We start from the raw sequence: 20,658 nt of genomic DNA, 5'->3' as shown, positions 1-20,658 counted from the left end.
CGGCGAGTCCTTGCGCTGGACCCCGGATCTCCTTCCGCTTCGCTGCAGTCGTCCGGGAAAGGGGGCGGCGAGGAGCAAAGGGCTCGGCGGGCCGCTGCACGCAATCCGCCGAACCCGGTTTCGAGCCCTAGGCCGGCACCTTGCCGCCCAGCTCGTCCTCGATATGCGCCCGCACGATGGCGTCGAAGTCGGGCTCGGCCTTGAAGCCGAGTTCCAGCGCCCGCCGCGTGTCGAAGGTGCGGGGCCAGCCGGCGACGATGCGCTCGATCGTCGGATCGGGCTCACGGCGGATGCGGGCGACGGCGGAATCGCCGGCGGCGCGGCGCAGGGCCTCGATCTGCTCGGCCACCGTGGCGCCGACGCCCGGCATGGTGAGGTTGCGCCGGTCGCCGAGGCGCTTGGTGTCGATCGTCGCGGCGTGGAGGAGGAAGCCGACCGCCGAGCGCGGCGAGGCGTGCCAGTGGCGGACCTGGTCGGAGACCGGCAGCACCGCCTCCTGGCCGGCCAGCGGCTCGCGGATGATGCCGGAGAAGAAGCCGGAAGCCGCCTTGTTGGGCTTGCCCGGCCGCACGCAGATCGTCGGCAGGCGGATGCCGACGCCGTCGAAGATGCCGCGGCGCGAGTAGTCGGAGAGCAGGAGCTCGCCGATCGCCTTCTGGGTGCCGTAGCTGGTCAGCGGCGCCGACAGGTACTCGTCGGGGATCGGCTCGGGCATCGGGGCGCCGAACACCGCGACCGACGAGGTGAAGACGAAGCGGGGCTTGTAGCCCTCGCCGATCGCCCGCACCGCGTCGTAGAGGCGGCGGGTGCCGTCGAGGTTGATGCGGTAGCCCTTGTCGAAATCGGCCTCGGCCTCGCCCGACACGATGGCGGCGAGGTGGAAGATCACGTCCGGGCGGCCCGAGACCAGGCGCTCGGCCTCGCCGGGATCGGCGAAGTCGGAGGCCGAGAGCGAGACCGGGAGCTTCGTCCCGGCCGGCGCCTCGGGCGGCACCACGTCGTGCAGGGTCAGGCGCGAGATGGTCTCGCCGCCCAGCGAGCCGTCCTTGACCAGGCGGTCGAGGAGCTTGCGCCCGACCATGCCGGCGGCGCCGAGGATGAGGATGTGCATCGGAGTACCTCCTGCGCCGTCGTCAGAGCGTGAAGCCGCCGTCGGCGACGTGGGTCTGGCCGGTGGTGAAGCGGGACTCGTCCGAGGCGAGGTAGACGGCCAGCGACGCCATCTCCTCCGGGGTGCCGAGCCGGCCCATCGGCTGGCGGTCGATGAAGGCCTGGCGGGCAGCCTCGACCGAGGTCTTGTTCATCTCCGCGAGCGCGGCGATGCGCTCGTCGAGGGAGGGCGACTGGATCGTGCCGGGGCAGATCGCGTTCGCCCGCACGCCGCTGCGGATGAAGTCCCGCGCCACCGCCTTGGTCAGGCCGACCACCGCCGCCTTCGAGGCGCCGTAGACGTAGCGGTTGGGCGCCGTGGCATCCGCCCCCACCGCCGAGGCGATGTTGACGATCGAGCCGTTGCCGCGCTCCAGCATGCCGGGCAGGAAGGCCCGGATCGTGCGGTGCATCGAGCGCACGTTGAGGTCGAAGGCGAGGTCCCACTCGGCGTCGGTGCAGTCGAGGATGGTGCCGTGGTGGACGAAGCCCGCGGCGTTGACGAGGACGTCGACCGGCCCGGCGCCCCTCGCGAACGCCGCCACCGCCGCGTCGGAGCGCACGTCGAGGGACGCTGCTTGAGCGCCCTTGAGCCCTTCGAGCTTGCCCGCGTCGAGGTCGGTCGCCAGCACCTCGGCGCCCTCGGCGAGGAACGCCGCCGCGATGGCGCGGCCGATCCCCTGGCCCGCCGCCGTCACGACCGCGCGCTTGCCCGTCAGCCGTCCTGCCATACTGTCCTCCCGGGTTTCATGCCCCGCTCACCGGCGGGACTTGTCAGGTGATGAGGTCCGCGTCGCCGTCAGGCGAGGACCTTGTGCATGTGCACCAGGCGCCGGTCCGGCAGATCCTCGATCCGCTCGGTGGCGTAGCCCCGCCGCGCGTACCAGTCGATGTTCCGCACGAGCTTGTCCCCGGTGTAGAGCCGGAGCTCTGACAGGTCGAGATCCCTCGCCCGGCGCTCCGCCGCCGCCAGCAGGGCGTTGCCGAGGCCGCTGCCCTGCCGGGCCGGATCGACCGCGACGCTCCAGATCATGAGGTGATCCGGTGCGGGGTCGAGCACCAGGGCACCGGCGGGAGCCCCGTCGGCCTCCGCGAGCCAGACCTCGTAGCGCGCCAGCACATCGGATGCGGGGGTGAGGAGCGGCACCGGCTCGACGCCGAGCAGCGGGCGGTTCGGCGCGTAGGCGGCGACCTGCAGGGCCGCGAAGGCCTCCGCGTCGGCGCTCGTCGCCCGGCGAAGGGCCGTGCCCGGTATGGTCGCCTGGTTGAGCGCGCCGAGGCCCAGGCGCTGGCCGCCCTCGGGCAGGTTCGCCGGGTCGAGCCAGCGGTCGAAGCCCTGGCGGATCTGCGGCCACTCGCCGTCGAGCATCGCGAACCAGGCCGTGTCGCGGTTGCGCCCCTTCACGATCACCGCCTGGCGAAACAGCCCCTCGTAGGAGAAGCCGAGCCGCAGGGCGGCCCGGCGCGAGGGCGCGTTGAGGGCGTTGCACTTCCACTCGTAGCGGCGATAGCCGAGGTCGAAGACGTAGCCGGCGAGGAGCCGCATCGCTTCGGTGGCGCCGGGGGTGCGCTGGAGGGCTGGGGTGTAGAGGATGTTGCCGACCTCGATCACCCGGTTCGCCCGGTCGATCCGCATCAGCGAGGCGTGGCCCATGGCCTTCCCGGTCGCTGAGTCGAGGATGGCGTAGAACAGCGGATCGGACGAGGCGGCGCAGCCCTCGAGGTAGGCCTGGAAGGCCGCGCGATCGTCGAACGGCCCCGCCGCCATGTACTGCCACAGGGCCTCCTTGCCGGGCCCGACCGCGCCCCCGGCGAGGTCGGGCCCGTGGGCCGCCGCGTCGAGGGGGACGATCACGACGTGGCGCCCGTGCAAGGCGATCCGCTCCGGCGCGGGCGCCGGACCGGCCTGGGCGACGGGATGGCCGATCGGCAGGCCGGTCACGGCATCGCGGTCGGGGCTCATGCGCCTCCCCGATCCTTGAGGTCCTGGCGGAAGAAGCCGTTGAGCTCCGAGAAGCTCACCGAACCGTCGAAGCCGCCGAAGCTGCCCTCGTCGTGGATGCGCCGCGCCGCCCGGATGAAGCCGGTCCAGGCGGCCCGGGCCAGCGACGAGCCGACGCTGATCCGGCGCACGCCGAGGCCCTCGAGGTCGGCGACCTTGAGGCCCGGATTGGTGCTCATCAGGATGTTGATCGGCACCGGGGCGAGGGCGTCCACCAGGGTGCGGATCTCCTCGCGCCGCTTCGGGCCGGGCGCGTAGACCACGTCGGCCCCGGCCTCGGCATAGGCCTGGAGCCGGCGGATCGCCTCGGGCAGGGGCTCGGGATGGCCGGTGAGGTAGCACTCGGCCCGGCCGGTCAGCACCACGCCGCCGCCGGCCGCGTCGATCGCCGCCCGGGCGGCGCGGATGCGCTCCGCTCCTTCCGCGATGTCGTAGAGCGGCCGGGCGGGATCGCCGGTGGCGTCCTCGATCGACAGGCCGGCGACGCCGGTCGCCACGCAGGCCGCGACGTTGCGGGCGACGCCCTCGGGATCGTGCGCGTAGCCGGACTCGAAGTCGGCGTTGACCGGCAGGTCGGTGGCGGCGGCGATCTCGGCGATGTGGGCCAGCATCGCATCGAGCGGCACCGCCCAGTCGGTGTCCGGCAGGGCGCGGGTGAAGGCGAAGCCGGAGCTGGTGGTGGCGAGCGCGGGAAATCCCATCGCCGCGAGGTAGCGGGCGGTGCCGATGTCCCAGGGGTTCGGCATCACGAAGCAGCCGGACTCGTGGAGCCGCCGGAAGGCGGCGCGGCGCGCGGCGAGATCGGTCATCGGGGCTTCCCCTCCCGGGTGTCCGGATCCTTCCTCACACGCCACGAGCGCGGCTGTAAACCGGGCTCCGCGCGGAGCCCGGACACAGGGGGTCACCTCGCGAGGCGACCCGACGTCGTCAGTGGTTGTCCCGCGGCACGCCGTGGACTTGCGCGATGCGCTGGAAGGCCTCGGAGCCCTTCAGGATCATGCCCTCGGAGAGCTGGTCGACCATCGCCCGCTGGATCGCCTGCCAGGGGGTCTGGCTCGCCGGGTAGGGGTAGCCGCCCCGGGCGTTCAGGTCCTCGCGCCGGCGCCGGATCTCCTCCTCGGGGAGCAGGATGTCGGCGGTGCGCTTGTTGAGGTCGATGCGGACCCGGTCGCCGTTCTGGAGCAGGGCGAGGCCGCCGCCGGCCGCCGCCTCCGGCGAGGCGTTGAGGATCGAGGGCGTGCCCGAGGTGCCGGACTGGCGCCCGTCGCCGATGCAGGGCAGCGACAGCACGCCCTTGCGGATCAGCTCGCCCGGGGGCTGCATGTTCACCACCTCGGCGGCACCCGGATAGCCGATCGGCCCGGCGCCGCGCATGATCAGGATCGTGTGCGCGTCGATCTCGAGGGCCGGATCGTCGATGCGGTGGTGGTAGTCCTCCGGCCCGTCGAACACCACGACCCGGCCCTCGAAGGCGTAGGGGTCCTCGGGGTTGGCGAGGTAGCGGTCGTAGAACTCGCGGCTGATCACGCTGGTCTTCATGATCGCCGAGTCGAACAGCGAGCCCTTGAGGTTGAGGAAGCCGGCGCGCTCGCGCAGGGGCTCGCCGTAGGGCTTGATGACGTCCCGGTCCCAGGTCTTGGCGCCGGCGCAGTTCTCCGCCACCGTGCGGCCGTTGCAGGTGATCACGTCGGCGTGGAGCTTGCCGGCCTCGAGCAGCTCGGCCATCACCGCCGGCAGGCCGCCGGCGCGGAAGTACTCCTCGCCGAGATACTGGCCGGCGGGCTGCATGTTGACGAGGAGCGGGACGTCGTAGCCGACGCGCTCCCAGTCGTCGCAGGAGAGCGGCACGCCGATCAGCTTGGCGATGGCGTTGATGTGGATCGGCGCGTTGGTCGAGCCGCCGATCGCCGTGTTGGCGACGATCGCGTTCTCGAACGCCTCGCGGGTGAGGATGTCGGAGGGCTTCAGGTCCTCCCACACCATCTCGACGATGCGCTGGCCGGTGGCGTAGGCGGCCTGGCCGCGCTCGCGGTAGGGCGCCGGGATCGCCGCCGAGCCCGGCAGCGCCATGCCCAGCGCCTCGGCGAGCGCGTTCATGGTCGAGGCGGTGCCCATGGTGTTGCAGTGGCCGGTCGAGGGCGCCGATGAGGCCACGATGTCGAGGAACTGCTGGTAGTCGATGTCGCCGGCGGCATGGCGCTCGCGGGCCTTCCACACCACGGTGCCCGAGCCCGTGCGCTCGCCGCGGCTCCAGCCGTTCAGCATCGGGCCGACATTGAGCGAGATCGTCGGGATGTTCACGGTCGCGGCGGCCATCAGGCAGGCCGGCATGGTATTGTCGCAGCCGGTGAGCAGCACGACGCCGTCGAGGGGATAGCCGTACAGCACCTCGACGAGCGACAGGTAGGCGAGGTTGCGGTCGAGGGAGGCGGTCGGCCTCTTGCCGGTCTCTTGGATCGGGTGGCACGGGAACTCGAACGCCACGCCGCCCGCCGCCGTGATGCCCTCGCGCACGCGCTTGGCCAGCTCGAGGTGGTGGCGGTTGCACGGCGACAGGTCCGAGCCGGTCTGGGCGATGCCGATCAGCGGCTTGCCGCCGCGCAGCTCCTGCACGGTGAGGCCGAAATTGAGGTAGCGCTCGAGGTAGAGCGCGGTCATGCCCGGGTTGTCCGGGTTGTCGAACCAGAGGCGCGAACGCAGGCGGCTGGCGTCGATGCGGGGGCGCGGCGTCTGGGCCATGGCGGGGTCGTCCTTCCCGAGTCCGTTCTTGTCGAGAACCGTTCGCAGGAAGCTATGGACCCGGCCGGTGCAGGAAGGCAACACCGTGCGGCGCATGGCCGGAGCCCCGGCGGGGGCAAGCGCCCGGGCCCAAAGTTTGTCGCGCGGGCGCTGTCGCAACGCCGGCCAGCGGTGCTATGAGGCCGGCTCGAACCATACCGCTCGACAACGCCGGGGAGCCGCCGATGAGCCAAGAGACGCCGTCCAACCCGCTCGTGCCGATCGCCATCGTGGTGGCGATCCCGGTACTCGTCTGTCTGCTCCTGATGCTGACCGATCCGGGCATCGAGCGCTCGCTGCTCTGGTCGTCGATCAAGACCGGCATCATCCTGATCGTCCTCGGCGGCGCGATCTCGTTCGGCGTCAGCCGGCTCGCCGAGCGCAACACGCCGCGCTGAGCGGCGGAGAAGCCCGCCCCGACGGCACCACGAAGGCCGCGGGCGCACGACGGCGGGGCGACAGCGCCCCGCCGCGAGTGATCCAGAGGAAACGAGAGACCGCCATGCCCGCCGTCGTCCCCGCCTTCTCGCGCATCGGGGAGGAGAACGCCTTCGCGGTGCTCGCCCGCGCCACCGCCCTCGCCCAGGCCGGCCGCGACGTGATCAACCTCGGCATCGGCCAGCCCGACATGCCGACCCCGCCCCACGTCGTCGAGGCGGCGGTGAAGGCCCTGCACGACGGTCACCACGGCTACACCCCGGCGGTCGGCATCCTGCCCTTGCGCGAGGCGGTGGCCCGCGACCTCGACCGGCGGCTGGGCGTCCAGGTCTCGCCCGACAGCGTGATGATCGTGCCGGGCGGCAAGGTCACCATGTTCATGGCGATCCTGATGTTCGGCGAGCCGGGGGCCGAGATCCTCTACCCGGATCCGGGCTTCCCGATCTACCGCTCGATGATCGAGTTCACCGGCGCCACGCCGGTGCCGGTGCCGATCCGCGAGGAGAACGGCTTCGCCTTCTCGGCGCAGGAGACGCTGGGGCTGATCACCCCGCGCACCCGCCTGCTGATCCTGAATTCCCCCGCCAACCCGACCGGCGGCGTGACCCCGAAGGCCGAGATCGACGCGCTGGTCGCCGGCCTTGCGGCGCATCCCGACGTCGCCATCCTGTCGGACGAGATCTACGGCACGATGACCTACGACGGCGAGCGCCACCACACGCTGCTTGCCTATCCGGAGATCCGCGACCGGCTGATCTACCTCGACGGCGCCTCGAAGACCTACGCGATGACCGGCTGGCGCCTTGGCTGGTCGGTCTGGCCGGCGCCGCTCTACGACGCCGCCCGCAAGCTCGCGGTGAACTCGTTCTCCTGCGTCAACGCCGCGACGCAATGGGCCGGCATCGCGGCCCTCGACGGGCCGCAGGACTGCGTCGCCGCCATGATGGCGGAGTTCGACCGCCGCCGCCTGCTGGTGGTCGAGGGGCTGAACCGGCTGCCGGGCGTCTCCTGCATCACCCCGAAGGGCGCCTTCTACGCCTTCCCGAACATCGCCGGCACCGGCTGGAAGGCCAAGGCCCTGGCCTCGGCGCTCCTGGAGGAGGCCGGCGTCGCGACGATCGGCGGCCCGGATTTCGGCATCCACGGCGAGGGCTACCTGCGCCTGTCCTACGCCAACTCGGCGGAGAACATCTCCCGCGCGCTGGAGCGGATCGGCGCGTTCCTGGAGGGGAACCGGCGTTGACCTCGACGATCCGTCGGTTTCGCCGACGGATGCCTCTCCCGCCAGCGTCATCCCGGGGCCGCGCCGCGGAGCCCGGGGTGACGCGGCGCGTGTCGAAGCCGCCTCACATCACCCCATACACATCATAAACCGGCCCCTCCGGCAGCCGCTGCCCGACCCCCACGGCGATGAGCCGGGTGAGCCAGGCGAGGTCCGTCGCCCCGGTCTCGAAGCGGAGGGCCGTGCGGAAGTAGTAGTCCTCCGGCGCCACCGCCTCGCCGCGGCCGAGGCGGGCCAGCACTTCCGGCGGACCGGCGCGCAGGCCGCTATAGTGGCAGTAGACGAGACCGCCGCTGGCCGTCCGGAAGGTCAGGCGCACGTCGAGATGCGTCGTGCCGTCGGGCTCGACCCGCAGCCAGTCGCCGGCCGGGCCGGGCAGGACCTCGCCGGTGAGGCGCGGGCCCGAGACGGTGCCGCCGGTGACGGGCACGACCCGCAGCTCGGTGCCGCGGGAGGGGCCGATCGCTTGCGGCGCGCCGACCGTGAGGCTGATGCGGAACAGGAACTCGGTGTTGAGCGGCAGCGGCGCGTCCATGGGGTCTCCTCCGGAAATCGTCTATCGGGCGATATCCTTCACCGCCCGGCGCGCCGCGTCGAGGTCCGGCGGGTCGATGCGGCGGTAGCGGGCCTGGACGAGGCCGAACACCCCGAAGGCGGCGAGGCCCGCGGCGGTGAGGCCGAGCAGCACCCAGCCGTAAGGCTCGCCGCGGAGGGCTTGCAGGGCGCCGCCGAGCCCCTTCACGTCGCTCGAGCGGCTCGCGATGGCGGCGGAGATCAGGAAGCCGCCGATCAGCCCGAAGGTCAGCGCCCGGGCGGCGTAGCCGAAACGGCCGACGCGCTTTGCCCAGTCGCGGGCGTCGTGGGGCACGGAGAGGCGCCGGGTCACGTCGCCCTTCCAGGCCTTCAGGGCGAAGGCGAGGCCGGCGCCGATCACCACCAGCCCGACCGCGCCGACAAGCCACTGGCCGAAGGGCTGCTGCAGCAGCCAGGCGGTCCAGTCGCGGGCGCCCTGGTCGTCGGAGGAACCGGCGGTGCCGCGCCCGAGCGCCGCCCGCATCATCGACAGGCCGAGGCCGCCGTAGATCACACCGCTGACGAGGTGGCCGGCCCGGGTCGCCAGCCCCTTGGCCGAGCGGCCGTAGCCGTCGGCGTCGGTCACCGCCTCGACCACGCGCCAGAGCGCGAAGGCGGCGAGGCCCAGGGCCACGAGGCCGAGCAGGATCCAGCCGAAGGGTCGTTCGAGCAGGATCAGAAGGGCGCTGCGGCTGCCCCCGGTCTGACCGCCGACGCCGATCGCCGCCAGCACCGCGAGGCCGCCGACGAGGCAGTAGGTGATGCCGCGGGCGCCATAGCCGAGGCGGGCGAGCAGTTCGAGGGCTTGCCGGCCGTCGGGGCGCATGGGCGGTGCTCCGCTCAGGCCGTGAGGCCGGACTCGACCCGGGCGACCGCGTCGTCGTCGAGGTCGAGGGCCTCGGCCAGCATGCGCAGGAAGGTGCGCTCCTGCATCGTGTCCGGGTCCACCGCGAGGCGGGCGGCGGCGTAGACCCGGGCCGCCGTGGCGGGGTCCTGCACCCGGTCGGCGATCTCGTCGATCGAGGCGGGATCCTCGAGCTCGCGGGCGAGCCACTGCCGGCCGGCGACGTCAAGGCCGGATTCGGCGACCGCCGCGTCGAGGCGCTGGCGCTCCTGGGCGTCGATCACCCCGTCCGCCGCCGTCGCCGCCACCATGATGCGCAGGCACAGGGTCGCCTCGTCGTCGCTGATCGCGCCGGCGTCGAACGGCGTCGGTGTCGGCGTCGCGGCCGGTGCCGGCGCCTCGCGCTGCAGCGCCCGCACCGACAGCCCGGCGAGCAGCGCCAGCCCGCCGAGGGCCGCGGAGGCCGCGAGCCCGCCGCGCCGGCTGCGCACCAGGGCATCCACCACCCGTTTCACCTCAGCCATCGCGCCCTCCCGTACCGATCCGCGGCAATCATCTTTGCCGACAACGGTCTCGCCCGGCTCCGGTTCGCCCAGGGCGTCGGATCGGGCCCGCGCTTGCGCGGCCACGCTCCGGCGCCCATCTTCACGGTCATGCTGCTCGCCCTGGCCTGGCTCGCGCGCACGATCGTGCTCGCGCTCGTTCTCCTGTTCCTGCTGCCGCTCGCGGCCCACGCCCTGTGGTGGTGGAGCCGCGACGACCTCGCCCCCGACTGGGCCACCGCCGACTGGTCGAGCGCCCGGCTCCTGCCTGCCCCTGCCGCGGCGCCGGAGGCGAAGGTGCGGATCTACGCCGCCCGGGTCGGGCGCTGGCGGGGCATCTTCGCCCACCACACCTGGATCGTCGTCAAGGAGGCGGGCGCCCCGCGCTACACCCGCTACGACGTGGTCGGCTGGGGCCTTCCGGTGCGCAAGGACGCCTACGCGGCCGATGCGCGCTGGTTCGGCAACCCGCCCCAGGTGGTGCTCGCCCTCGACGGCGAGGCGGCGGCCCGCGCCGTGCCGCGCATCCGCGACGCGGTCGCGACCTATCCGCACCAGGCCGCCGGCACCTACAGCGCCTGGCCGGGGCCGAACTCCAACACCTTCGTGGCCCACGTGCTGCGGGCGGTGCCGGAGCTCGCCGTGGCCCTGCCGCCCACGGCCCTCGGCAAGGACTTCTCCGACCGCCCGATCGCCTGGACCCCGAGCCGCACCGGCGTGCAGCTCTCGGCCCGGGGCTATCTCGGCCTCACCCTGGGCTGGGTCGAGGGGATCGAGGTCAACGTGCTCGGCGCGGTGGCGGGGCTCGACCTGCGCCGGCCGGCCCTGAAGCTGCCGGGCTGGGGCCGCATCGGCATGGACCCGGCCGGCGCGACCGAGACGCTGATCGCCCCGACGGCGAGCAGCTGAGCAGCGTTGCACGGCGCGACTCTGCCTGGATTGTTGTTTGTCGCACCATTCGCCGAACCGGTCGCCGGTTCGGCGAATGGTGCCTGGGGCCGCCTCACGGCCCCGCCGCGTCGGTGAGGGCGCGGTCCGCGTCGACGCGGCCGAAGGGCAGGAGGAGGTTGCGCGTCGCCGACGCGACCGCCGCGAGGTCCCGGCGCCCGTGCATCAGGTCGATCTCGCCGCGCTGCTGGTGGCGGATGGCGTGGGAGAGGAGGCGTATCCGCGGGTCGCCGGCCCGCGCCAGGGCCTCGTCGGCCATCTGCACCGCCCCGGCGTGGTGGCGGCTGATCAGGGCGACGAACAGGGCGTCGAAGTCCCGCCCCTCGCTGCGCCGCAGGGCCGCGACCTGCTCCGGGTGCGCCATGCCGGGCATCGCCTCCCGCTCCTGCGGCGTGCAGAGGGGCGAGGCCGGGGCGAACCAGCTGTCCCACCACTGCATCATCACGGCGATCTCGCCGGCCTGGGCCGCCGCCATCAGCCCGGCGAGGGCGCGAAGGCGCGGGTCCTCGGCCCTCTCCGCCGCCAGGGCCGCGAGCTGCGCGCCCTGCTCATGGTGCTCGGTCATCCGCCGCAGGTAGCTCTGGTCGTAGGCGACCTCGTCGCCGAGATGCGGCACCTCCCAGCCAAGCCAGCCGAGGAGCGCCAGCACCCCGAGCCCGGAGGCGCCCGCCGCGGCGAGGCCGGCCCAGAGAGCGCAGAAGCGCCGGTGCGGCGAGGGACGACGCCCCTCGACCCGGTCGCGCAAGGCTGGGAAGAGCGGGTAGATCGACGCCGAGGTCAGGTGGACGAGGAAGCCGATCCAGTAGGGCTGCTCGAGGGTGAAGAGCGGCTGGCGGAACGGCAGCAGCGGCACCAGAACGAACCACTCGAGGCACGAGGTCAGCAGCGCCCAGGGCACGCACAGGACCAGCAGCGTGGCGGGCGAGAGGCCCGCCGTCCAGCGCCCGAGGAGCCCGAAGAACACCAGCGCCCAGGAGAAATCCGCCCATTGGTGGAAGAGGATGCCGGCCACGACGACGGCCCACGAGGGCTCGGCCTGGAGCGCGGCGTCCCGCAAAGGGATCGCCGCCACCACCATCCAGTCCACCATCGCATCGCGGCCGATGCGGGCGGCGGTGAACTGGCTCACGAGGGTCGAGAAGGTGCTGCTGATCAGCCCGAGCAGAGCGGCGGCGCGCCAGGCGGTGGCGGACCCGAAGGGCCGGATGGGCATCGTGACGGATCGCTCCCGCTCGGAAACCTGCGGCCCTCTATACGGGATGACAGCATCGCGCCGAGACAGCCTATGTTGCGGGGACGGCCGAGTTTGCCTGCTCTCTCGAAATCTCGGGCCGACGCTCCCCCGCATGGCGGCAGTGAACCAAATCATGGTGCAGCGCGTTGAGCAAAACCCCGAGGTTTGCACCGCGACATGTCCAGCTCCCGATTCGTCAAGGCCGACGGCCCTCCCTCCCCGCTCGTCGGGCCTTTCGCTCCCGTCCTCACCGGCGTGTCGCGCGGGCTGCAGGACCTTTTTCCACCGGTCAACCTCCCCCAGCCCGCGCGAACGGCGCGGGCGGATGACGGGCGGGACGCCATCGCGCCGGTGCTGCGGTCGCGGATGCCGCCCGGATCGCGGCCGAGCTGACCGCCGGCGGAACTCGCGAAGAGGGTTTTCGCCGGCTTATCCGTGCTCGCCCCGCGCGACCGGCCGTGACCGGCGATCGATCACCGCCGGCCCGCGGGCAAGGACGTTGCGGGTGGTGCGGAAGCCATACTGGAACCACGCGCCCGCCGTCGCGGGACCCCGGATCGGTCGGAGGGCGCCGGGGAGCGTCGCGCCCGAATCGTCCCGGAACCTCAGAACATGCGCTTCTCGCGGATCTTGCCGTCGAAGCCGACATGCAGCATCCGCTCCCGGCCGTCCTGGCCCTTCGCCGCGACGTCGAGGTGGCGCGGGCCGCGGCCGGCGACGTGGACGTCCGAGTAGCCGGCGGCCGTCACCGCGGCAGTGAGGGCCGGAACGTCGACGGTCGGGCCGAGGCCGACCTTGTCCTTGGCCCAGTCAAGGCCGCCGGGCGGCGGACCCATCGGCCGGAGGGGCACCACGCGGCCGTCGGCGCGGGTGAGCGTGCCGGCATGCAGGAAGCCGTTCTCGAACCGGCCCTGCACCGTCACGGTCTCGCCCTTGGCGACCAGGGTGCCGCCCTCCCCGGCCTTGCCGGTCTCGATCAGCGCGCGGCCGGTGCCGTCCGCGAGGATGAACTTGTTGCCGAAGATCTCGGCGACCTCGCCCTTGGCGGCGATGGCGCCGGAGGGCTGGAGCGCGCCGACCGCGACCGGCGCGACGGGGGTCAGGGGCGTCTCGGCCGGCTGGGCCAGGGAGAGCCCGACGGCGCCGAGCGCCAGCGGCGCCGCCACGGCGCCGACGAGAAGGCCGCGGCGGGGCCGGCGCGGGGCGGCGGGGGTCTCAGCGGCCTTCACGTCGTTCGCCTGGCCCTCGATGGTGGTGTGATCGGTCATCTGTGTCGCTCCTCTGGTGGGGCCCTCTCGGGTCGGTTCTCCTTCTACGTCAGGCCCCGGGAACCGGGCCTGAACCCCGCCGTTCAGGTTCAGTTAAACCGCCGGGACTACGGCGGAATCCGTTCCAGATACCCGGTTCGTCCCACCATGAAGCTCCTGCTCGTCGAGGACGACGCGGCCCTCGCGGCCGAGATCCTGCGGGTCCTGCGCGCCGAGAACTGCGCCGTCGACCATGCCCGCAACGGCGAGGACGGCGCCCATCTCGGCGACACCGAGACCTACGACGCCGCGGTGCTCGATCTCGGCCTGCCGAAGCGCGACGGGATCGCGGTGCTGCAGGGCTGGCGCGCCGCGGGCCGGACCCTGCCGGTGCTGGTCCTCACCGCCCGGGACGCCTGGAGCGACAAGGTAGCGGGCTTCAAGGCCGGGGCCGACGACTACCTGGTCAAGCCGTTCCGGGTCGAGGAGCTGGTGATCCGCCTGCGCGCCCTGGTGCGCCGCGCCGCCGCCCACGGGGCGACCACGCTGACCTGCGGGCCGGTCAGCTTCGATCCCGGCCTCGGCGCCTTCTCGCGCGACGGGCTGCCCCTGCGCCTCACCGGGCTCGAGTGGCGGGTGCTGTCCTGCCTGATCCTGCGCCGGGACGGGGTGGTGCCGCGGGGCGAGCTGATGGAGCGGGTCTACGAGGGCGATGCCGAGGTCGATTCGAACTCGGTCGAGGTCATCATCACGCGGCTGCGCCGCAAGATCGCGCCTGCCCGGATCGAGACCGTGCGCGGCCACGGCTACAGGCTCACCGCCGGCGAGGCGCCGTGACGGGCCCGAACCAGACGGGCCTGGGCCAGATCGGCTCCTTAAGGCGGCGCCTGCTTGTCGGGGTGCTGGCGCTGATCGTGGCCGCCCTGGTCGTGGCGGGCCTGGCCATCGGGCTGATCCTCGCCCGGTTCGTACGCGGGCAGATCGACGGGCGGCTCGACGCGCAGATCGTCTCCCTGGTCTCGGGGCTGGAGAGCGGTCCGCGCCTGCGGCTCGCCCGCGACCTCGACGCGCCGCCCTTCGACCGGCCCGGCTCGGGCTGGTTTTGGCAGGTTCGGCGCGGCAACGCGGTCCTGCGCTCCGCGTCGCTCGGGGAGCGCCTCCTCGCCGTGCCGGCGCTGCCGGGCGGGGACGACGACCGCCCCCGCCCGGCGGACGGCACCGGCCCGCGCGGCGAGCCCTTGATCCTGCGGGTCCTGACCTTGCCGGACGGCACCGTGGTGGCGGCGAGCGCGCCGCGCGCCGCTCTCAACGGACCCCTGCGGGAGGCGGGCCTGGCGCTCGCCGCGAGCCTCGTGGTGCTGGGCCTCGTCCTTGCCGGCGCAGGACTGGTGCAGGTGCGACTCGGCCTGCGCCCCCTGGACAGGCTGCGCCAGGAGCTCGAAGCCGTGCGGGCGGGCCGGCGCGAGCGGGTGCCCGAGCCCCAGCCCGCCGAGGTCCGGCCGCTCGCCGCCGAGATCAACGCGCTCCTCGACCAGAACGCCGCCCAGCTCGCCCAGGCCCGCACCCACGTGGCGAACCTCGCCCACGGCCTCAAGACGCCGCTCGCGACCCTCAGCCTCGCCCTGTCGGAGCCCGGCCGCGACCCGGACGGACGCCTGTCGCACCTCGTCGCCAGCCTCGACCGCGGCCTGCGCCACCACCTGCGCCGGGCCCGCAGCGCCGCGCTCGCCGGGGCGACCCGGATGCGCACCACCCTCGCCGGGCCGGTCGCCGACCTCGCTGGCGCCCTGGAGCGGCTTCACGCCGAGAAGGGCGTGCGGGTGACCTGCGCGATCCCCCCTGGCCTGGCCGTCGCCTGCGACCCGCAGGACCTCGACGAGATGCTGGGCAACCTGATCGACAACGCCTGCACGTGGTGCACCGGCGCGGTGCGGGTCGCGGCGGACGCGATCGGGAGCGACGTGGTGATCGCGATCGAGGATGACGGACCCGGCCTCGGGCCCGAGGCCCTGGCGGCGGTGGCGCAGCGCGGCCGGCGCCTCGACGAGACGGTGCCGGGCCACGGCTTCGGCCTGGCGATCACGACGGAGCTCGCCGAACTCTACGGCGGCGGACTGGAGCTCGACCGGTCGGAGATGGGGGGCTTGCGGGCCCGGCTGCGGTTGCCGGGATAAATACCCTTAGGCACGCCGCCCCTTTCCCGGATCTCCTTACGCTGGCGCCCCGGTCGTCCGGGAAAGGGGCGGCACTCGAAACGGGAGCAGCCGCCCTCCCCTCATCCCTGCATCTTCGCCATCATGGCGTCCGACACCGCGAAGTTCACGAACACGTTCTGCACGTCGTCCTGGTCCTCGATGGTCTCGACGAGGCGGATCAGCTTCTCGGCGGTCTCGTCGTCGACGTCGACGGTGTTCTGGGCCCGCCAGATCAGCGCGGTGCGGCGGGGCTCGCCGAAGCGGGCCTCGAGGGTCTTGGAGACGTCCCCGAGGGCGCCCTGGTCGCAGGTGATCTCGTGGCCGCCCTCGTCGGACTTCACGTCGTCGGCGCCGGCCTCGATGGCGGCTTCGAGCATCGTGTCGGCGTCGGCGACCTTCGCGTCGAAGGCGACGAGGCCGACGCGGTCGAACATGAACGATACCGCGCCGGTCTCGGCGAGGCTGCCGCCGGACTTGGTGAAGGCCGAGCGCACGTCGGAGGCCGTGCGGTTGCGGTTGTCGGTCTGCGCCTCGACGATCAAGGCGGCGCCGCCGGGGCCGTAGCCCTCGTAGCGGATCTCCTCGTAGTTCTCCGCGTCGCCGCCGGCCGCCTTCTTGATGGCGCGCTCGATGTTGTCCTTGGGCATGTTCTCGGCCCGGGCCGCCAGGATGGCGGCGCGCAGGCGCGGATTCATCGACGGGTCCGGCGTGCCGAGCTTGGCCGCGACCGTGATCTCGCGGGCGAGCTTGGAAAACACCTTCGAGCGGACCGCGTCGACGCGGCCCTTGCGGTGCATGATGTTCTTGAACTGTGAATGCCCGGCCATGGCGCTCCCCGGCGGAAGATCGACCCTGCGCGCGGAGAGCGCCCGGCGGGGCTCTCGACGCCGCAAGGGGCGTGTGAGACAGCCGGCTTATAGGCGCCCGCCGCGGGGGAAGACAATCGTCGCAGACGGGATTTCGCGCCCTGCGAAAATCCGTTCGCAGGCGCGAAAACGCGGTGGAATCAGGCCCCTAACCCGCGGGGTCTCAGTGGGCCGCGCCGCCGATGATCGCCCGGCGCAGGCGGCCCGAGACGAGGTCGATCAGCGCCACGGTGACCAGGATCATCAGCACCAGGAAGGCGACCTGCTGCATCTCCAGCACCCGGATCAGCTCGGTCAGGTACTGGCCGATGCCGCCCGCCCCGACGATGCCGATGATGGTGGCCGAGCGGGTGTTCGACTCGAAGAAGTACAGCACCTGGCTCGCCAGCACCGGCAGCACCGCCGGCACCAGGCCGAAGCGGACCCGGTGCAGCCGGCTGCCGCCCGACGCCGTGACGCCCTCCTGCGCCTTGCGGTCGGCGGTCTCGATCGCCTCGGAGAACAGCTTGCCGAGTGCCCCGACATCCGAGCAGGCGATGGCGAGCGCGCCGGCGAAGGGGCCGAGGCCGACGACGTTGATCCAGATCAGCGCCCAGATCAGCACGTCGACGGAGCGGATCACGTCGAAGCCGCGGCGCACCCCGAAGCGCACGAACGGGTTCGGCACCACGTTGCGGGCGGCGAGGAACGCGACGGGGAAGGCGATGCAGGCTGCCGTGAGCGTGCCCAGGAACGCGATGGCGAGCGTCTCCCCGAGCGCCGTCATGAAGATCGCGAAGCGCCCGCCGGTCGAGGGCGGCAGCATCATGCCGGCGAACTCGCCGAGGCGATGCAGGCCGTGGAGGATGCGCAGGAGCGAGAAGTCGAGCCGGACCATGCCGAGGACGGCGAGGCCGACGACGAGGGCGAGGGTGCCGATCACCACCGCGCGGCGGCGCCACGAGGGCCGGAACACGTCCCGATGGCGCCGGCGCAAGCCCTCGAGGTCGGCGAGGGCCGTCTGGCGCAAGGAGCTCTGGCGCAGGGCGGAGGGCGGGCGGCTCACGCGTGGGCCTCCCGGCCGAGGAGGTGGTGGCGCAGGCGCTCGGTGGCGAGGTCGATCGTCACCACGGTGAGGATGATGAGGAGCAGGATCGCGCTCACGTCCGAGTAGTAGAAGTTGCGGATCGCGACCAGGAATTCCTGGCCGATGCCGCCGGCCCCGACGAAGCCCATGACGCCGGCCCCCCGCACGTTGATCTCGAAGCGCAGCAGCGCGTAGGAGGCGAAGTTCGAGAGCACCTGCGGCACCACCGCGAAGCGCACGGTCTCGACGAAGCTCGCGCCGGTGCCGGTCAGGCCCTCGACCGGCTTCATGTCGATGTTCTCGACCACCTCGGAGAAGAGCTTGCCGAGCGCCCCGGCGGTGTGGATGGCCAGCGCCAGGACGCCGACCATCGGCCCGAGCCCGAAGGCGATCACGAAGATGAGGGCGAAGACCACCTCCGGCACCGTGCGGCACACCTCCAGGAAGCGCCGGGCGCAGAAGCGCAGCGTCGCCGAGCGCACCAGGTTGGCGGAGGCGAGGAAGCACAGGCCGAAGGCCGCGATGCCGCCGAACAGCGTGCCGAGATAGGCCATCAGCAGGGTCTCGGCGAGGAGCCCAAGCCATTTCGGCAGGCCCCAGTACCAGGCCGCCAGGTCCGCCGGGAGATTGGCGAGGGTCAGCGGCGGCAGGATCTGGGCGACGTAGGCCGAGAAGTTCTGGATGTTGTCGAGGAAGGTGAGCGGCCGCACCTCGGCCATCCAGCCGGCGAGAAGATACAGCGCCACGACGACGACGAAGACCGCGAGAGTGCGGCGGCGGCTCGACGCGACGGCGCCCGCGTAGGCGGCGAGCAGCGTCCTCTCGCGGTCGGGGGGCAGTCCGTCGATGTGGGCGGTCACGGGGGTTCGGGTCTCCGGTGCCGGAAGGAAAGTGCACGTGAGGGCAGAACCACCCGGCAGAGAAGTTGAGCGCAGGCTTTCCCCTCTCCCCGCTGGCGGGGAGAGGGGAAAGCCTGCGCTCTTCCTGCTCCCGGGGGAACGACGCTCCGGGACTCGACGAGCGTTACGACCGCTTGCGCTGCTCGTCGTTGTAGCGGAGCATCTCGATGATCGGCTGGTAGTCCTTCAGCGTCACCGGGTTGAGGCCGAGGTCCTTGCCGTCCGACAGTTTGTCGAAGGTGGCCTTGTCCTTGGTCGGCAGGTCGATGAAGGCCTGGCGGATCTTCTGCTTCAGGTCGTCGGGCAGGCTCGAGAGCACAGTGAACGGGCCCTCGGGCAGGAACTCGGACTTGAAGACGACGCGGAAGTCCGACTGCGCCATGGGCGAGCCGTCGGGCTTCTTCAGCATGCCCTTGGTCACCATGCGGGTGACGGCGGTGTCGTTCTCGGAGTTGTACAAGTTGGCGGCGGCGTCGGCGGTGCCCTGCACCAGCGCCAGCACGGCGTTCTCGTGGCTGCCGGCGTAGAAGGTCTTGCCGAACAGCTTGTCGACGTCGTGGCCGGCCTTCTGCATGAAGAAGCGCGGCGCCTGGTTGCCGGAGGTCGAGTTCGGGTCGACGAGGGCGAGGCTCTTGCCCTTCAGATCCTCGACCTTCTGGTACGGGCTGTCGGCCCGGACGTAGATCACCGAGTAGTAGCCCGACACGCCGTTGTCGTGCTTCTGGTTGACCAGCGGCTCGGTCTTCACGCCGGTCATCACCGCGCGGGCGAAGGAGGCCGGACCGTAGAAGGCGAGCTGGATGTTGCCGGCGCGCTGGCCCTCGATCACCGCGGCGTAGTCGTTGGCGACCCGCAGCTTCACCGGCACGCCGATCTCCTTCGAGAGGTAGGCGGTGAGCGGGGTGTAGCGGTCGACGGTGCCGGAGGCGTTCTCGGCCGGGATCACCCCGAGGGTCAGCTCCGGGTACTTGGCCTTCCAGTCCTGGGCGAAAGCGGGGCCGGCGGCTAGCGCGAGGGTGACGGCGCCCACGAGGGTGCGGCGGTTCAGCATCGATCGGATCCTTCCTGGAACGTGACAGTCTAGGCGCTCAGCGCCTCGGCGTGGCGGACCGGCCGCGGCGCCACGGCGGGCTCGGGTTCAGGCTCGGCCCGGTCCATCACCTCGCCGGCCTCGAGCCCGTAGAGGGTGCGGGCGACGTCCTCGGTGAGGTCGAAGCCGCGGCCGTCGAACACCACCCGGCCGGCCGAGAGGCCGATCAGCCGGTCGCAATAGGCGCGGGCGAGGTCGAGGGAGTGCAGGTTGCACAGCACGGTGATGCCGTACCGCTTGTTGGCGTCGGCGAGCGCGTCCATCACCAGGCGGGTGTTGCGCGGGTCGAGGGAGGCCACCGGCTCGTCGGCCAGGATGATCTCCGGCTCCTGAACCAGGGCGCGGGCGATGGCCACCCGCTGCTGCTGGCCGCCGGAGAGCTGGTCAGCCCGGTTGGCGGCGAACGCCCCCATGTCGAAGTTTTCCAACGCCGCGAGGGCCAGCGCCTTGTCTTCCTCGCTCCACAATTTGAGGAGCGAGCGGTGGGCCGGCATCGGGTTGAGCCGGCCCATCAGCACGTTCGTCATCACGTCGAGCCGGCCGACGAGGTTGAACTGCTGGAAGATCATCGCGCAGCGGGCGCGCCAGGCCCGCAGGGCCCGGCCGCGCAGGGCCGTCACGTCGGTGCCGTCGTACAGGATGCGCCCGCCGGTGGGATCGGCGAGGCGGTTGAGCATCCGCAGCAGGGTCGACTTGCCGGCGCCCGAGCGCCCGATCACGCCGACGAAGCTGCCGCGCTCGATGGAGAGGCTGACGCCGTCCACGGCACGGCGCGCCCCGTATTGGCGCGTGAGGTTCTCGACAACCAGCATCCGCTCGCCCGATTTCGCTGTTCGGGCGAACGTAAACGCCGGTTAAGCGACGGTAGGATGACAGTCCGTCATTGCTTAGCCGGCATACTTGTCAAGGAAGTCCACGATTGGAAGCTGTCTGAAGTCGGGAAGCGCGGCGCGCAGGCGGGCGTGGTCCCAGTCCCACCAGGCGAGTCGCTCGAGGCGATCGGCGGTCGCCGCGTCGAAGCGGGGACGCACCGGGCGGGCCGGGTTACCGACCACGATGCTGTAGGGCGCGACGTCCCGGGTCACGATGGCGCCCGCCCCGACCACGGCGCCGGTGCCGATGGTGCGCCCCGGCAGCACCACGACACCGTGACCGATCCAGACGTCGTGGCCGATGGTAACGGGGCTCGCCCGGCGCCGGTCGAAGAAGGCCGGCTCGTTCGCCTCCTCCGGCCAGTACGAGGCGGCCCGATAGGTGAAGTGGCTCTGCGAGGCCCGCTCCATCGGATGGTTGCCCGGGTTGATCCGTACCATCGCGGCGATCGAGCAGAACTTGCCGATCGTGGTGTAGATCACCTCGCCGTCGTTGCCGATGTAGGAGTAGTCGTCGAGCACGGTCTCGGTGAGCTGCGTGCGCGGACCGACCTCGGTGTAGCGACCGAGGCGGCATTCCCTGACCGTGGCGGTCGGGTCGATGGCGGGCTCGAGCCCGAGCTGTCCGGCCAT

21 protein-coding genes are annotated in these 20,658 nt (G+C 72.3%); 5 read left to right on the top strand and 16 right to left on the bottom strand.

Annotated features, from left to right (window positions below; translation table 11 throughout):
* Nucleotides 1-127: 127 nt before the first annotated feature.
* From denD to VQ02_RS23225, 5 genes are all read right to left on the bottom strand, one after another.
* Nucleotides 128-1,111, bottom strand: coding sequence for a D-erythronate dehydrogenase (gene denD / locus VQ02_RS23245; protein ID WP_048446601.1), 984 nt, complete (start codon nt 1,109-1,111; stop codon nt 128-130).
* A 22-nt stretch (nt 1,112-1,133) separates the two neighbouring features.
* Nucleotides 1,134-1,880, bottom strand: a complete 747-nt coding sequence (locus VQ02_RS23240) for an SDR family oxidoreductase (protein WP_048446600.1) — start codon at nt 1,878-1,880, stop codon at nt 1,134-1,136.
* Between the two features lie 68 nt (nt 1,881-1,948).
* Nucleotides 1,949-3,112 carry a GNAT family N-acetyltransferase gene (locus tag VQ02_RS23235; protein WP_048446599.1) on the bottom strand — a complete coding sequence of 388 codons (1,164 nt, stop codon included), beginning with the start codon at nt 3,110-3,112 and terminating at the stop codon, nt 1,949-1,951.
* Nucleotides 3,109-3,960 carry an isocitrate lyase/PEP mutase family protein gene (locus VQ02_RS23230; protein WP_048446598.1) on the bottom strand — a complete coding sequence of 284 codons (852 nt, stop codon included), beginning with the start codon at nt 3,958-3,960 and terminating at the stop codon, nt 3,109-3,111. The genes VQ02_RS23235 and VQ02_RS23230 overlap by 4 nt, the downstream gene beginning before the upstream one ends.
* Nucleotides 3,961-4,078: 118 nt before the next feature.
* Entirely contained in the window at nt 4,079-5,890 is a 1,812-nt protein-coding gene (locus tag VQ02_RS23225) for an IlvD/Edd family dehydratase (RefSeq protein WP_048446597.1), read from the bottom strand.
* Between the two features lie 224 nt (nt 5,891-6,114).
* Here VQ02_RS23225 and VQ02_RS23220 point away from each other — a divergent pair, with 224 nt between their 5' ends.
* Both VQ02_RS23220 and VQ02_RS23215 read left to right on the top strand, forming a co-directional pair.
* Nucleotides 6,115-6,327 (top strand): hypothetical protein, encoded by a 213-nt coding sequence (locus tag VQ02_RS23220; RefSeq protein ID WP_048446596.1) that lies wholly within the window; start codon nt 6,115-6,117, stop codon nt 6,325-6,327.
* A 104-nt stretch (nt 6,328-6,431) separates the two neighbouring features.
* Complete coding sequence (locus VQ02_RS23215; RefSeq protein ID WP_048446595.1) at nt 6,432-7,610, top strand: pyridoxal phosphate-dependent aminotransferase; 1,179 nt, start codon at nt 6,432-6,434, stop codon at nt 7,608-7,610.
* A gap of 103 nt (nt 7,611-7,713) precedes the next feature.
* On the opposite strand, the gene VQ02_RS23210 is transcribed toward VQ02_RS23215, so the two are convergent.
* From VQ02_RS23210 to VQ02_RS23200, 3 genes are read right to left on the bottom strand one after another with little or no spacing between them, the layout of a single operon-like run.
* Nucleotides 7,714-8,184: a DUF3237 domain-containing protein gene (locus VQ02_RS23210; protein WP_048446594.1), complete on the bottom strand. Its 471-nt coding sequence runs from the start codon at nt 8,182-8,184 to the stop codon at nt 7,714-7,716.
* A gap of 21 nt (nt 8,185-8,205) precedes the next feature.
* Nucleotides 8,206-9,048, bottom strand: coding sequence for a DUF1206 domain-containing protein (locus VQ02_RS23205; RefSeq protein WP_048446593.1), 843 nt, complete (start codon nt 9,046-9,048; stop codon nt 8,206-8,208).
* Nucleotides 9,049-9,062: 14 nt separating this feature from the next.
* Nucleotides 9,063-9,590, bottom strand: coding sequence for a DUF533 domain-containing protein (locus tag VQ02_RS23200; RefSeq protein WP_048446592.1), 528 nt, complete (start codon nt 9,588-9,590; stop codon nt 9,063-9,065).
* A 129-nt stretch (nt 9,591-9,719) separates the two neighbouring features.
* Between VQ02_RS23200 and VQ02_RS23195 the strand changes: the two genes are divergently transcribed.
* Nucleotides 9,720-10,517, top strand: coding sequence for a DUF3750 domain-containing protein (locus VQ02_RS23195; RefSeq protein ID WP_048446612.1), 798 nt, complete (start codon nt 9,720-9,722; stop codon nt 10,515-10,517).
* Between the two features lie 94 nt (nt 10,518-10,611).
* Here VQ02_RS23195 and VQ02_RS23190 read toward each other — a convergent pair whose 3' ends face one another.
* Together VQ02_RS23190 and VQ02_RS23185 are read right to left on the bottom strand one after the other, a co-directional pair.
* Nucleotides 10,612-11,769 (bottom strand): DUF305 domain-containing protein, encoded by a 1,158-nt coding sequence (locus VQ02_RS23190; protein WP_048446591.1) that lies wholly within the window; start codon nt 11,767-11,769, stop codon nt 10,612-10,614.
* A 626-nt stretch (nt 11,770-12,395) separates the two neighbouring features.
* A complete protein-coding gene (locus VQ02_RS23185; protein WP_048446590.1) occupies nt 12,396-13,058 on the bottom strand; it encodes a hypothetical protein in 663 nt (220 codons plus the stop codon).
* Between the two features lie 147 nt (nt 13,059-13,205).
* Between VQ02_RS23185 and VQ02_RS23180 the strand changes: the two genes are divergently transcribed.
* Nucleotides 13,206-13,874 (top strand): response regulator, encoded by a 669-nt coding sequence (locus tag VQ02_RS23180; protein WP_048446589.1) that lies wholly within the window; start codon nt 13,206-13,208, stop codon nt 13,872-13,874.
* Nucleotides 13,871-15,211, top strand: a complete 1,341-nt coding sequence (locus VQ02_RS23175; RefSeq protein ID WP_048446588.1) for a sensor histidine kinase — start codon at nt 13,871-13,873, stop codon at nt 15,209-15,211. Before VQ02_RS23180 ends, VQ02_RS23175 begins: the two co-directional genes overlap by 4 nt.
* Nucleotides 15,212-15,312: 101 nt before the next feature.
* Here VQ02_RS23175 and VQ02_RS23170 read toward each other — a convergent pair whose 3' ends face one another.
* The 6 genes from VQ02_RS23170 to VQ02_RS23145 all read right to left on the bottom strand — a co-directional run bounded on the left by VQ02_RS23170 (nt 15,313) and on the right by VQ02_RS23145 (nt 20,658).
* Entirely contained in the window at nt 15,313-16,059 is a 747-nt protein-coding gene (locus tag VQ02_RS23170) for a YebC/PmpR family DNA-binding transcriptional regulator (protein WP_048446587.1), read from the bottom strand.
* Between the two features lie 202 nt (nt 16,060-16,261).
* Nucleotides 16,262-17,143 (bottom strand): phosphonate ABC transporter, permease protein PhnE, encoded by an 882-nt coding sequence (gene phnE / locus VQ02_RS23165; RefSeq protein ID WP_048446586.1) that lies wholly within the window; start codon nt 17,141-17,143, stop codon nt 16,262-16,264.
* Complete coding sequence (phnE, locus tag VQ02_RS23160; RefSeq protein WP_048446585.1) at nt 17,140-18,024, bottom strand: phosphonate ABC transporter, permease protein PhnE; 885 nt, start codon at nt 18,022-18,024, stop codon at nt 17,140-17,142. Before phnE (VQ02_RS23160) ends, phnE (VQ02_RS23165) begins: the two co-directional genes overlap by 4 nt.
* Before the next feature lie 163 nt (nt 18,025-18,187).
* Entirely contained in the window at nt 18,188-19,114 is a 927-nt protein-coding gene (gene phnD / locus VQ02_RS23155) for a phosphonate ABC transporter substrate-binding protein (RefSeq protein ID WP_048446584.1), read from the bottom strand.
* A 29-nt stretch (nt 19,115-19,143) separates the two neighbouring features.
* Complete coding sequence (gene phnC, locus VQ02_RS23150; protein WP_048446583.1) at nt 19,144-19,965, bottom strand: phosphonate ABC transporter ATP-binding protein; 822 nt, start codon at nt 19,963-19,965, stop codon at nt 19,144-19,146.
* A gap of 75 nt (nt 19,966-20,040) precedes the next feature.
* Nucleotides 20,041-20,658, bottom strand: coding sequence for an LbetaH domain-containing protein (locus VQ02_RS23145; RefSeq protein WP_048446582.1), 618 nt, complete (start codon nt 20,656-20,658; stop codon nt 20,041-20,043).

Origin of the sequence: Methylobacterium variabile (assembly GCF_001043975.1) — a bacterium.
GTDB lineage: Bacteria > Pseudomonadota > Alphaproteobacteria > Rhizobiales > Beijerinckiaceae > Methylobacterium > Methylobacterium variabile.
Note: the sequence above shows the minus strand (reverse complement) of the source record. Positions and strands in the feature narration are given on the sequence as shown.